The organism is Tetragenococcus solitarius NBRC 100494 (assembly GCF_001544195.1).
Classification (GTDB): Bacteria; Bacillota; Bacilli; order Lactobacillales; family Enterococcaceae; genus Tetragenococcus; species Tetragenococcus solitarius.
On sequence record NZ_BCPY01000006.1, the window covers coordinates 13,219 to 26,388 of the forward strand.

General features: G+C 36.8%; 11 protein-coding genes. 1 reads left to right on the top strand and 10 read right to left on the bottom strand.

The window, feature by feature from the left end; translation table 11 throughout:
* Nucleotides 1-2: 2 nt before the first annotated feature.
* The 10 genes from TS1_RS03185 to TS1_RS03230 all read right to left on the bottom strand — a co-directional run bounded on the left by TS1_RS03185 (nt 3) and on the right by TS1_RS03230 (nt 11,693).
* Nucleotides 3-683 (bottom strand): metal-dependent hydrolase, encoded by a 681-nt coding sequence (locus tag TS1_RS03185; protein ID WP_068707761.1) that lies wholly within the window; start codon nt 681-683, stop codon nt 3-5.
* Nucleotides 684-912: 229 nt separating this feature from the next.
* Nucleotides 913-1,614, bottom strand: a complete 702-nt coding sequence (gene nagB, locus TS1_RS03190) for a glucosamine-6-phosphate deaminase (RefSeq protein WP_068707763.1) — start codon at nt 1,612-1,614, stop codon at nt 913-915.
* Between the two features lie 85 nt (nt 1,615-1,699).
* On the bottom strand, nt 1,700-2,845 hold the full coding sequence (locus tag TS1_RS03195; RefSeq protein ID WP_068707765.1) for a mannitol-1-phosphate 5-dehydrogenase: 1,146 nt from the start codon (nt 2,843-2,845) through the stop codon (nt 1,700-1,702).
* Nucleotides 2,842-3,288, bottom strand: a complete 447-nt coding sequence (locus tag TS1_RS03200; RefSeq protein ID WP_068707767.1) for a PTS sugar transporter subunit IIA — start codon at nt 3,286-3,288, stop codon at nt 2,842-2,844. The genes TS1_RS03195 and TS1_RS03200 overlap by 4 nt, the downstream gene beginning before the upstream one ends.
* Nucleotides 3,289-3,291: 3 nt before the next feature.
* Nucleotides 3,292-5,370, bottom strand: coding sequence for a BglG family transcription antiterminator (locus TS1_RS03205; RefSeq protein WP_245610103.1), 2,079 nt, complete (start codon nt 5,368-5,370; stop codon nt 3,292-3,294).
* 184 nt (nt 5,371-5,554) lie between these two features.
* Complete coding sequence (locus tag TS1_RS03210; RefSeq protein WP_068707771.1) at nt 5,555-7,351, bottom strand: PTS mannitol-specific transporter subunit IIBC; 1,797 nt, start codon at nt 7,349-7,351, stop codon at nt 5,555-5,557.
* A 573-nt stretch (nt 7,352-7,924) separates the two neighbouring features.
* Nucleotides 7,925-9,610: a ribonuclease J gene (locus TS1_RS03215; protein WP_068707773.1), complete on the bottom strand. Its 1,686-nt coding sequence runs from the start codon at nt 9,608-9,610 to the stop codon at nt 7,925-7,927.
* 297 nt (nt 9,611-9,907) lie between these two features.
* Nucleotides 9,908-10,177 carry a 30S ribosomal protein S14 gene (gene rpsN / locus TS1_RS03220; RefSeq protein ID WP_068707775.1) on the bottom strand — a complete coding sequence of 90 codons (270 nt, stop codon included), beginning with the start codon at nt 10,175-10,177 and terminating at the stop codon, nt 9,908-9,910.
* A 168-nt stretch (nt 10,178-10,345) separates the two neighbouring features.
* Nucleotides 10,346-11,071 carry an alpha/beta hydrolase gene (locus TS1_RS03225; protein WP_068707777.1) on the bottom strand — a complete coding sequence of 242 codons (726 nt, stop codon included), beginning with the start codon at nt 11,069-11,071 and terminating at the stop codon, nt 10,346-10,348.
* Between the two features lie 22 nt (nt 11,072-11,093).
* Nucleotides 11,094-11,693, bottom strand: a complete 600-nt coding sequence (locus tag TS1_RS03230; RefSeq protein ID WP_068707779.1) for a short chain dehydrogenase — start codon at nt 11,691-11,693, stop codon at nt 11,094-11,096.
* 324 nt (nt 11,694-12,017) lie between these two features.
* On the opposite strand from TS1_RS03230, the gene TS1_RS03235 reads away from it, so the two are divergent.
* A complete protein-coding gene (locus TS1_RS03235) occupies nt 12,018-13,124 on the top strand; it encodes a hypothetical protein (protein WP_068707781.1) in 1,107 nt (368 codons plus the stop codon).
* Nucleotides 13,125-13,170: the final 46 nt, after the last annotated feature.

Sequence of the window (13,170 nt, forward strand, 5' to 3'; positions counted from 1 at the left end):
TTTTACACCTCAATTGTCTCTGCGCTATTCATTACTTTTCCATTACCAGGTAATTTATCAACGAATTTTTGTGGATCTTGTTTAATTTGTGGGAACGTATTGTAATGAATGGGTACAACCTTTTTAGCTTTTAAACGGTTAGCTGCACGAACTGCATCATCAGGTCCCATGGTAAAATTATCGCCAATTGGCAAAAAAGCCACATCAATATCGTATTGTTCACCTAGTAAAGATAAATCGCTATAATCAGCTGTATCTCCTGCATGGTAAATTGTTTTTCCATCTGCTTGGAGTAAAATCCCAGCAGGTTCACCCATGTAGATCATTTGTCCATCTTCTTCATAGCCTGAACTATGTTGGGCATACGTAAGCCTTACTCGACCAAATGGAAAGTCAAAACCGCCCCCGATATTCATAGGGTGTATATTTTTAATCCCTTTTTCAGCTGCATATTTACAAATTTCAGCAATCCCTATAATGGTGGCATCATTTTTCTTAGCAATCGGAATCATATCGCTCATATGATCATCATGTCCATGAGTCACTAAAATATAATCTGTGCTTACTTCCTCAACAGATATATCTGCCAAAGGATTTTGTGAAATATATGGATCAAATAACAAACGAGTACCGTCTTCTAATACTACAGACAAAACAGAATGTCCATGATACGTAATTTTCATTCCAATACCCCTTTCTTTTCTTTTATTTCCTGTCTTCATTTGAAAATTATAACAGTATGTTGTTTATATTGTAACAGATAAATGAAGATAAAAAAATAGATAACATAAAGCACCTCTTAGATTGTCACTTCATATTATCTATCATAAAAATTTCATTTATTCATAGCTTGCTGGACAAACATTTTTATCCAAACAAAAAACGCGCAGATATCGCTGCACGTTTTCTGTATTACAATTTACTTGCGGCCTCTTCATCGATAATGACAACAACATCTGGATGATTTTGTAAAACACTTGCTGGCAAATCTTGGGTGACTTCGCCTTCAAGCATGCCTTTTATAGCCTCTGCTTTTGCTTGGCCAAAAGCCATTAAAATAATTTTTTTACTTTGCATAATCGATTTGATTCCCATCGTTAATGCCCGTGTCGGGACATCTTCAACTTTGTCAAAGTAGCGTTTGTTTGCATTCACGGTTGATTCAGTCAATTCTACAACATGAGTCGTTGCGTCAAACGAAGTCCCCGGTTCGTTAAACCCAATATGTCCATTTTGCCCGATCCCTAATACTTGAATGTCAATCGGATGGTCGGCAATGATTTGGTCATAACGTTTGCATTCAGCATCTAAATCATCTGCTTTGCCATTTGGGACATACGTTTTTTTAAATGGTTTTTGGTTAAATAAATGTTGATCCATAAAGTAACGGTAGCTTTGTTCGTTACTGCCATCTAAACCAACATATTCATCTAAGTTTACCGATACTTTGTCAGAAAAATCTAAATCACTAGCGACCATATATTCATACATTGTTTCTGGTGTACTGCCCGTAGCTAAGCCAAAAGTGTCAGCGCCATTGGCAATTCCATCTTTGAGGATTTCAAAAGCTTTTTTGCCGCCCTCATCGGCATTTTTCACGCGAATAACATCCATGAAAAAATCTCCCTTACACTTTTTTTGGTATACACCAATATTAGCATTGCTTTTTATAAAAAGCAAGATTTGTCTTGGGAGTTGGCTATTTACTTTTGCCTGCTTTTTGCACAATTTCATCCACAATTGTTGTATCCTTCAAACCAGTTACCTCTTGCACAACTTCTGCCGTTGTTTTTTCTTTTAACAGTGCTTGTAGACGTACACTTTCTTCATCGTTGGGGTCATTGTATTGTAAAATCATTGCGACAACTTCCACCAAGGCTTGGTAGGAAAGACTCCGCTCCTTAGCTTCTCGAATTGGGCGAATAAAACGCTCGTCATGACCTAGTTTACGAATAGGGGTACGAGCTACTCGTGTGATGTCATCGGAAATATAAGGATTTTTAAAACGTCCGATAATTTTTTGAACGTATTGCTCATGCTCAGAGCGTTCAAATTGCCATTTGTCAATCAATAAATCTCCGGTTTCTTGCAACACCGCTTTTAATTGTTTTAATACCTTTTCATCTGCAACAGCTTGGCCGATCGTCGTATAGCCGTAATAAGCTCCGGTATAAGCTGTAGTAGCATGACCAGTGTTTACCGAAAATAATTTACGCTCGATATAAGGCGCTAAATCTGGTACATAGCCAACCTTGTCCAAACGAATTTGTTTTGCTTTACTTTGTGTATCATCGACTAACCACTCACTAAAGGGCTCGACAGAAACAAATAAAGGATCTTCATGTTCTTGAATCGGTACAATTCGATCCACCGCCGCATTAGGAAAACCTACATAGTCGGTTACGTAATCGAAGTCTTCTTCTGTTAAAAATTCTTGTACTTTTTCTAGTAAGAACTGGCTGCCTCCAATCATGTTTTCACAAGCAATTATGTCAATCGGTGTTTGATTGCCTTTTTGACGTCGTTTTTGAATCCCTTTAGCAATTAACTCAGCGATAAAGGGCAACACCTTAGGACCGATAGCCGTGGTGACAATATCACTTGTTGCAATCGAATCAACAACAGCTGCAGGTTCTTTTTGGTTATTAAGTCCTGTAACTTGATCCACAGTAATATGTTCTTTTTCTTTAGCGGCTAACTCGATTTCGTAGCTTTTTCTTTGCCTTAGGGCATTAATAATTGTTTCGTTAATATCAACAAACTCAATGGAAAAACCATTTTGATGTAAAATTTCTCCAATAAATCCGCGTCCTATATTCCCTGCTCCAAAGTGTGTGGCTTTCATTCTGCAACCTCCTCAAGTAATGCAATGACCTCATCTTTTGAATTCGCATCTGCTAGTTTAACAACGTTTTGTACATCTGAGCAAAATACAGCAATCTTTTGTAAGATGTCTAAATGTTCATTATTCACGCCAGCAATACCAAAAATAACCGTAGCTAATTTTTCTTCCTCTTCATCTGCAGCAGAAAAATCTACCCCTTCAGGAACTTGGACAATGGAGATGCCACTTTTTTTGACATATTCTTTGGCCTCATCTGTTCCATGGGGGATGGCAATAAAGTTGCCCATGTAAGTAGACACCATTTTGTCTCGTTCAATCATCGCATCTACATAATCTTCATCGACACAACCTGCATCCACTAGTAATTGTCCACTTTTTCGAATCACTTCTTCAGGCGTTTTATCTGTCTGATTCAATAAAATCATTTCTTTTTTTAATTCCATTTTCTATTCCTCCTCTGATTCTTTAATCTCAGCAATAAACAAGGAACTAATCCGTTTGTAGATCGCTTCTTCATCACCGCACTGATAGGTCTGTATATCTACGTCACTTTCAATCACCGAAGCACTAATTTTCCCTAAAAGTCGTTCTTGCGTTTCAGTCATATCCGCTGGCGCTAACATCAATAATAAACGAGTCAATTCCATTGGTTTTTTATCCATACCTAAAATAGGAACCGAACGCGTTAAATCAAAAATCGCGAAATACGGTTTTTTTACGTATGTATTGGCACTGTGGAATAAAGCAAAATGGGTATTAGGAATACCAATAGGAGCTAACTTATGTCGATTAATAATCAATTCGCCGACCTTTTTGCGGTCTTCAATGATAACCCCTTCTAGTTCTTCTAAAATAATATCTAATGTTTTTGCTAAAGTTTGCTGAGTTGGAACGCTTTTTACTGAAAACTGAGTTAACAACTCATTAGCAACTTTCATCTGTTCATAAACCTGCTCAAAATCATTTTGTGTATTTTGCACGGTGTCTTTAGCTGCCACTGGCTTATTGCCAAATTGCTTTTCTTTTAGTTCCTGCTTAATTTCATGAATTTCATCGTCTAGCAGTAAGGGCGAAATCACTTTATAAGGCAAGGAAAAATCAGGTAGATAAATCGTCGAAAGAATGATATCAAACTCTTTAAAGTCAATGTGTCCCATCTGAGAAATTTTAGCAACTTCAATGTGTTCAATTTCTGGAATGTATTTGTTTATACGACTTTCTAATATCTTTGCTGTGCCAATACCACTGGAACAAAGCACCAATGCTGACAATTCTTTTCGTACCGGATTTCGTTCTAAAGAAGCAGCAAAGTGGATAACCACATAAGCTAATTCATCTTGTAAGAAAGCTTGATGGTCAGTAAAAATCTGCTTTAAATTCTGTTTGATTACTTCTGTTAATTTTGGATATTCGGTCAAAATTTTCTCGAGTAAAGGATTTCCGCTCAGCTGTGCTTGATTATCAATGCGTTTAAAAGCCGCTGATAAATGGGTTAATAAATCATAAAATAATGTATCATCTTTACGAAAATCCGAGTGCATTTGCTCAGAAACCAAACGAATCAATTCTCTTATTTGATAAGAAATTTCAGCATCAAAATTATCAAAAAAGATGTTTTGTGGTCTTTTGTAATTTACGCCTTCTAATTGTCGGCTAAAAAATAAAATTTCAGAATCCGTGATTTTTAAGTCCGTTTGCTTTTTTATCTCACTCATAATTTGTTGGGCTAAACCTTTCACGCTAGGGGAAATCCCTACATTCGCGTTTTCTTCTACCACGAAATGATCATTACTGATTCTTTCAAGGGATAAAGCCAAACTGGTAATGACTTGTTGCAGTTGATTATCAGTCACTTCGATAAATAAGCGGTTGGTCTTTTCAAGTACAGCTTGTTTCGCAAAGTAAAACCAGCGCGGCGTAATAAATCGTAAAAAGAAATTGGCAGGTTGCTTCTTTTCATCAGGTCCAGACAATCCTGCCAGATAAGTGAAAAATTCATATTCGTTCACATCACTATAGATAATATTACTCAATATCTGACGTCGTTTTTCTTCTGGACCTTCCACTATAATACCGCGAGCTTTTTTTCGCTTTAAAGAAAGACCATATTCAGCTAAGCTTCTTTCAACTTGCTGCAAGTCATGATGAATAGTCGTCGGGCTCACGGAAAAATCAATCGCTAAACTTTCAACAATTACTTCTTCATCAGCCAGTAATAAGCTTGAAACCAGCGCACTTTGTCGCTGCACATTATCAAAAACGTCCTCTTGATTTTCTTGTATTTCTTGGTTTATCGCATTGAGCGTCTCCTTTGCACCAATCAAGCGATAACCCGTTTTACGATCATTGATAATCTGCGCATTTTGTGGCTGAATCGTTTCTTCAATACTTGAAATCTCACGATATAGCGTTCGCTTACTAATTTGTAGTATCTCTTGTAAATCTTGGGCGAAAATCCCGTTTTTATTTTCAAGCAGCAATTTCAGCAATTTATTTTCCCGACTGGAAAAATACAACTTTTTCACCTCCAGTATAAAATCAAAAGAAAAGATAAGGCATCTCTTTGCAAGCACGACAACCACTGTAGCCGCTTATAAAGAAGTTGCCTTATCTTTTTTTACATTAAGGTCTATCTACTTACAACTCCAAGTTCCTCCTTAATGATTATACCATGATCTGACTGTTACTTTACCATTGGAAAAGAAATTTTTATGATTGTTTTTTCATCCGTTCTACAATTTCTTCGTAAACTTCTGTATCCATAAAATTATCAACAGTCATAAATTGAGCAGATGGCGCTTTTTGCTCAGCACGATCATATAATTCTTTTTGCGTGATAATTAAAGCTTTTGCATCATCTTCTAAACGATTAATCGCTAAGTTAGTCACATCTACATCCAAATCCGCTTTTTTCATCATATTTCTTAGAACTGATGCGCCCATTGCACTAGAGCCCATACCGGCATCACAAGCAAAGATGATATGTTCAACCTTAGCTAAAGTTACATCCTCTATTTCTCCTGTATTTTCAGCTTTGTTAGTATCTTCTGGCGTATTTTCTTTGTCTGCTGCTTGATTTGTTTCGTTTTTCATTCGTTCAACAATTTCATCATAGCGTGGACTGTTCATGAAGTTTTCAACGCTGACAAATTCTGCAGACGGTGCTTTTTTAACTGCGCGATCGTGCAGTTCCGTTTGCGTAATCACTAAAGTATTGGCATCATCTTGTAATTTACTAATGGAAGCGTTGCTTACTGGCATATCAATTCCTGCTTCTTGCATTTTCTTTCTTAAGACAGAAGCACCCATCGCACTTGAACCCATGCCCGCATCACAAGCAAAGACGACTTGATCAACTTTTCTTAACTCAGCATTTTCCACATTTGCACTTTCTGTAGTTGCGGTGTCTTGACCCTTGCTTTCTTGTTTGGCAGATTGTACAGCTGCTTGTTGAGCAGCCAAGTCTTCATCACTCGTCTCTGAGCGGTCAGATTTAAGAATCACCATTCCCACCAAGAATGAAACAACAGCAGCGACTACTACACCGGCAATTACCGCAACATACCTATTGGGTGGCGTCATTCCTAAGACTGCAATAATAGAACCTGGAGATGCCGCTGCCCGTAGGCCCGCATCTAAGAGTTGGAAAGTAAAGGTTCCTGACATACCACCTGCGATAACTGCTAAAAACATCAACGGTTTCATCATTACATAAGGGAAATAAATTTCATGAATTCCACCGACAAATTGAATTAGAATTGCACCTGGTGCAGAGGCTTTAGCCGACCCTTTACCAAACAAAGTAAAGGCTAATAAAACACCCAAACCAGGACCAGGATTTGCTTCCAGTAAGAACAAGATTGACTTGCCTGTAGAAATGGATTGTTCTGTTCCCAATGGAGTTAAAATCCCATGGTTAATAGCATTATTTAAGAACAAAATTTTAGCTGGTTCGATAAAGATATTTGCTAGTGGTAATAGACTGGCTTTAATAATTGCAGCAACGCCCAGTCCCAACCATTCTGTCAAAGCTGATACGATAGGTCCGACTGCGAAATAACCAATAATTGCTAATGCAAAACCAATGAGCCCTGAAGAAAAGTTATTTACAAGCATTTCAAATCCAGCACGGATTTTATCACTAAATCTTTCATCAAATTTCTTTACACACCAACCGCCTAAAGGTCCCATCATCATCGCACCGATAAACATGGGAACATCAGAACCAACAATTACACCCATTGTCGCAATTGCACCAACAACGGCCCCGCGTTGTTCATGAATCATACTACCTCCTGTATATCCAATCAATAAAGGCAATAAGTATGTAATCATCGGCTCATTCATTGAAGCCAGTTGTTCGTTGGGCAAAAAGCCATCAGGGATAAATAAAGCTGTAATAACTCCCCAAGCAATAAAAGCACCAATATTAGGCATAACCATACTACTTAGGCTGCTACCTAATTGTTGAACTTTGGCCTTAATTCCTTTGTTTCCTTGTGCCATTTTCACCTTCTCCTCTCAAAATAAATACTTTTTCTACAACTCTAGTGTATGTGAAATTGTGAAGGCTTTCAATTTAAACTAGTTAAAGATTTGGCACAAAAAAGAGTGACAAAACTGTGGCTATGATTTGTTTGAATGAACACTACTTTTACTTTGCCTTATTCGTTCGGCTATTGAATGAACATTACTTTCGCTTTCTCTTACTCATTCAACTATCGAATGAACACCACTTTCGCTTTCTCTTACTCATTCAGCTATCGAATAAACACCACTTTTGTCCAGTGGTAATAATACGGACATAAATACCAGGAACTTTTGCCCGATAAGTAAAAAATCAAAGAAAATATCATAATTTTTGCTAAAACCAGACATAAGTTTGTAAATATTATGTCCGGTTTCTAATTACTGGACATTATCCGGCAAAACTTTTGTCCTATAGACGATAATCGTACAAAATTAGTAAATTTTTATGTCCAACCATTGAGAGTTTAAAACTAATTGACTATGATTTTTCTTTTCTAATAAACACTCAATTGGATGACAAAAAAAGAAGGACTTTAAAGCCCTTCTTTTTTAGGATTTTCTTTTCTTATGTTTTTGGCTTGATTCCATAATTACTGGTAAAATCACCGGTCGTCTTCTTGTTTGCTCAAATAAGAAGCGACTTAATTTTTCACGAATTTCTTGTTTTAACTTACTCCATTCAAAGTCATTGCTGTGTAAGTGCTTATCGACAATTTCTTCTACGATTTCTCCGCCTTCTCTTAAAAGGTCACGACTTGCTTTTACATAGACAAATCCTCGTGAAGTAATCTGTGGTTTGGCGACAATCTGTTTTTTCCGTCGGTTAATCGTAACCACTGCCACAAAAACACCATCTTCTGATAAAACTTTACGATCTTTTAAGACAATGTTCCCAATATCGCCTACACCAATGCCATCTACCATGACATTATCAGAAGGGATCGTGCCGCTAAGGCTCATTTCGCCTTCCTTGTATTCCAAGATATCTCCTGGTGCAGTAATAAATATGTGATCTTTAGGAATACCTACCGCTTCAGCTAAATCAGCATTAGCTACTAAAAGTCGGTATTCTCCTTGCACTGGAACAAAGTATTTTGGTTTAAGTAGATTCATCATCAACTGTAAGTTCTCAGGATTGGCATGGCCAGATACACGTAAATTATCCGAAATATTTTTGACCGTACCTCCTGCTCTATAAATCATATCTTCGGTTTTAGCAACGTAGGTTTCCATTGCAATCGTTGGCGTGGTTGTAATATAAACCAAATCGCCTTCTTTGATACGTAAAGTTCGATGTGCCCCACTAGCCATTTTTTGCAAGGCCTTAATCGGTTCCCCCATACGGCCTGTTTCTAAGATAATCAGCTGATCATCCTTATACTTTTTCATCGCTTTTTGGGTAATTAGAATATCTTCATCCGGCAATTCCAACTTGCCTAATTTCAATGCTGTACGAATAATACGTCCAAAATCTTGCCCTGTTAAAACGATTTTTCGACCTGAACGATAGGCAGCATTAATGACTTGTTGAACTCGCTGTAAATTGCTAGCAACACAGGCCACCACAATCCGCCCGTCCCAAAAACCAATATTATCATATACTTCTTCACCAATTTGTTTTTCAGAAGCAACGGTTGCTGGATTTTCCGCATTGCTTGAAGTACTTAAAAGAGCCAATACTCCTTCATTACCAATTTCAGCTAAACGTCCAAAATCGGTACGATAAGACGAAACTTCTGACTGATCAAATTTAAAATCGCCAGTGTAAACAATGTTTCCTTCTGATGTTTTTAAAGAAACTCCCACAGAATCAGGGATGGTGTGTGTCGTTGGAAAAAAGCTTACAACAGCTGAATTAAAATCAATTTCTGTATTTTCATCAATGACATGAAATCCTTTAAACTTTTTGGTCGGTTCATAGCGGTGAACAGACAATTTTGCCAGCTCAATCGTTAACTTTGTACCAAAAACAGGGGCTTCAATTTTTTCTAAAAAGTAAGGCAGTGCCCCAATGGCATCTGCGTGTCCATGTGTAACAAAGATTCCGGCTACGCGATCAGCGTTTTCTTCTAAATAAGTAAAATCAGGAATCACTGTATCAATTCCCAACAGTTCATTTTCTGGGTAGCGTAAGCCGCAATCCAACACAAAAATTTCTTCTCCTACTTCAGCGATGTACAAGTTTTTTCCATTTTCTCGTACGCCGCTAAGAGGAATAATTCTTATTTGCGTCAAATTTTTCACCTCTTAAATATTTTTGCATAATTTTTTATATAACGTTTTTTTAACTGAAAAATAAACGTTGATTTTCCTGAGCCAAAAACATCCGATAATAGTATAACACAAAATGGTTAGACAATACATTTTTACAATCGTTTCACTTGAAACTTACCTTTGTTTTAACTTTTCCCACGTTATTTTCTTTAATGACTCATAAAAAAAGCCTAAACCAACTTTAGAAAGTTTTGCTTAGGCTTGGCTTGTCATTATTTTTAGAAACTTTGCTTTTGAGCGAGCACATTTACTAGTGATTTACCAACTAGCTTTTTTGACTCCCGGAATCTTTCCTTGGTGGGCTAGCTGACGAAACTTAATGCGAGAAACGTCAAATTTCCGCATGTAGGCACGAGGCCTGCCATCGATCATATCCCGATTTTTATGATGGTTTGGATTAGCATCTTTTGGTAATTTCGCTAGCGCTTGGTAATCTCCAGCTTCTTTAAGTTCCTTACGCAAATCCGCATATTTTTCAATGAGTTCACGTTGTTTATTGGCTTTTGCAATTTTTGATTTTTTAGCCATATAATGTTCCTTTCTATTCTAAGTGTTAAAACGTAATGATTTTGATTTACTAAGACTAACCTATCACCTGCAAACGCTCTTGTCAATCGAAATACACTTACTTATTTGCAAAAAAAGAAGGAATAAAAAAGGCTAGCCTCTCTGTATTCCTTTTAATCAAGCAAAAGTTTATTTGTTCGTCCCCACGACTTTTTGTAACCATTCAATGCCTAATGGAAACCAGCGCGACATATGTTGGTCTGACCGGTCGCCATTTACTACGCTTGTCCATTTATTAGCTAGGGAAATCCCATGATCGCCCGTACCAAACTCATGCACTTCAAAAGCGACATTGTTTTGCGCCAGAGCTTCTACATATCCATGGATATGTTCTAAATAAGGAGTTAATTGGTCGTTAACCGCTCCCCAGATAAATGTCGGTGGCGTCTCTTGGGTAACCAGCTGTGAAACATCCTCACTTTTAACGCCCATTTTTTCATCTAAAGTAGGCTTAATCACCGGGTAGCCGAGCATAGTGAATTTCGCCAGTGTATTCGTTTGATTTGAATAAGCAGCCGCTAATTGTCCACCAGCCGAAAAACCAATAATCCCTAGCTTATTAAGATTTACTTGTAGTTGACTCGCATGCTCAGCAATATAAGAAAATGCTTGTTCGATTGCCTTTTTTGCATCCTCATAGTTTTTATATTCTTCTGTCGGGTAATTAACTACAAAAGATTGGAAAGCTTGTGTAGCAAACTGTAAAGCAACTCGTTCTGTATCTCGTTCTTGAAGTTTTTGATAACTTCCTCCGCCAATAACCACAATTCCTGGTAAATCCACGTTTGTACTACTCTGATAAATGGTTAAAGAAGAATGATTGGTTGAATCTAGCGAAATATTTTTGATATCCATTTATACTCACCTCTATAATGGTTTAATAAATTTCATAACTTTGTCCACTTTGTACCCCTTCCACACTTTTTCTAAAGACCGTCGCCACTTTGCTTAAAGGGACAGGTTCAAAGCCAGGGAAGAAGGCACGTAAGTCTTCAGATGATTCTTGAAATACAGTGGGACTTACACTATTCATACGTATTCCTCTAGGTGCTTCAGCTGCAGCTGATTTTACAAAAGCTTTAACAGCGCCATTGGCCATCGCCGAAGACGCCCCTTGGTAAATAGGTTCGTCCATGATGATACCTGTTGTTAAAGTGAAACTTCCATTGTCATTCACATAGTCCGTCCCAAGTAAGATGAGGTTTACTTGTCCTTTTAATTTACTTTCAATCGTTACTTCATTTAATTCTGGTGTAATTTCTTCTAAAGGACCAAAATGAGCATCTCCAGTTGCACTGATCACAGCATCTACTTTTCCAACTTTTTCAAACATCTGTTTAATACTAGCAGGTTTCGTAATATCAACTTCAACATCAGCATCGTGTCGAGCTGCTTGGATAATTTCATGGTCTGACTCTAACTCTTTTTTAACAGCTGTTCCTAACAGACCTGTCGCTCCGATTAATAAAATTTTCATGTTTTCCCCCCTCTTATTTTTGTCACCTTACTTCAAGTATATAATAAGCTTAGAAAACAGTAAAATAATGCATTTTTACCAAAGCTAATGTCTAAATTTATTGAGATGAAATATAACTAGGGTTTAAACCGCTAGTAAAAACACGTTCATGCAACTTTTGACGTGATAATTATTATAAGGTAACCTATAGTTAAAATAGCTCTATGAAAGGAAGTGTAAAAGATCATAAAAAAACTACTTTCCCTCCTTTTATTAAGTCCACTGCTTTTTTTGATAGCTTGTAACAATGAGATTATGAACAAATCGAGAGCTGACTCAACATCTATGAAAGAAACAAGCACTATTTCTTCTAGCAAAAAAGAAAGCGATATCAAAAACAAGCAAGCACAAAATAACGATACTTCTTCCGAATCTGATGAAAAAACATTTTCTCAGCTGGATGAAATTATCGGCGTTTGGATAAATGAAGAAAAGGAGCAAACCTTTGCCATAACCAGTCATGACTACATTGCAGATGATAAGAAATATCTCATTACTGGTGTAGATGTAAATGAGGAGGAAAAAACCGACAAATATGTAATTTCTTGGGACACGAATTTGTTTATTAAAGAATATGGCAAGCCGAAATCTTTTAACCCGCAACCATTCATATATGATTATAATAGTGAGCAAGATACCCTTAGCAACCTAGTAACCTTTCACCGTAAAATAGATGACAAGCAAGTTAACTATATCAAAGATAAGTTAGCAGGAAATGAGCCTATCAACTTAGAACAGTTATTACAAGTAGATGACCAATATTTACTAGCTTACTGGAACAAAGCCGCTGCTGAAACCGATAATCTAGAAAAACAGCTGGCTACAGTCTATCAAGAAATTTCCATCGATTTCCCTGATTTACAGCTTCTCACGGATAAAGAGTACGAAAAATACCAATCAATAGCTAAAGAAATTGAAGACAACTCTGACTATTCTTTTTCCGATTTAAATACCGCCCTGCCACAAGATATTTATCATTGGTATATAGACCTAGATAAAGATATTAGCCAAAAAGAACGCATCAAACAATTATTACCCAAAATAAAAAAATCACGAGAACAATACTTTAAACGAGAGAAGCGAAGTGACCAGCCTTACTTAGAGAATACAAATGAAACTGAAGATGTTGATAACACAAAAGAAAATAATAAAAGTAAAGAAACAAATGAAAATGATCCTAACGTACCAGATGAAAAAATGCAAAAACATATTCGTAAAAAAATAAAAGAGGACTTTTCAGAGGATATACCTAAAGACCATATTGTCTACGATATGGAATTAAAAGACACTCAGGTTAACATCAGAGTGTATGAAAATCAAGAATCCAAATTACAATATCAAGTAAGTTTTGTTTACAATATAGAAAAAGATGAGTTAAAAAAGCAACAATAGCGGCTATGATATAAGACGTTTTGGTAATAAATTTCTTCGATCAATT

Excerpts from the sequence above, each read along its gene's own strand:
- TS1_RS03210 (WP_068707771.1), bottom strand. The coding sequence starts at position 7,351 with ATGGCACAAGGAAACAAAGGAATTAAGGCCAAAGTTCAACAATTAGGT.
- nagB (WP_068707763.1), bottom strand. The coding sequence starts at position 1,614 with ATGGATGTTATTCGCGTGAAAAATGCCGATGAGGGCGGCAAAAAAGCT.
- TS1_RS03235 (WP_068707781.1), top strand. The coding sequence starts at position 12,018 with ATGAAAGAAACAAGCACTATTTCTTCTAGCAAAAAAGAAAGCGATATC.
- TS1_RS03225 (WP_068707777.1), bottom strand. The coding sequence starts at position 11,071 with ATGGATATCAAAAATATTTCGCTAGATTCAACCAATCATTCTTCTTTA.
- TS1_RS03185 (WP_068707761.1), bottom strand. The coding sequence starts at position 683 with ATGAAAATTACGTATCATGGACATTCTGTTTTGTCTGTAGTATTAGAA.
- TS1_RS03230 (WP_068707779.1), bottom strand. The coding sequence starts at position 11,693 with ATGAAAATTTTATTAATCGGAGCGACAGGTCTGTTAGGAACAGCTGTT.
- rpsN (WP_068707775.1), bottom strand. The coding sequence starts at position 10,177 with ATGGCTAAAAAATCAAAAATTGCAAAAGCCAATAAACAACGTGAACTC.
- TS1_RS03195 (WP_068707765.1), bottom strand. The coding sequence starts at position 2,845 with ATGAAAGCCACACACTTTGGAGCAGGGAATATAGGACGCGGATTTATT.
- TS1_RS03200 (WP_068707767.1), bottom strand. The coding sequence starts at position 3,288 with ATGGAATTAAAAAAAGAAATGATTTTATTGAATCAGACAGATAAAACG.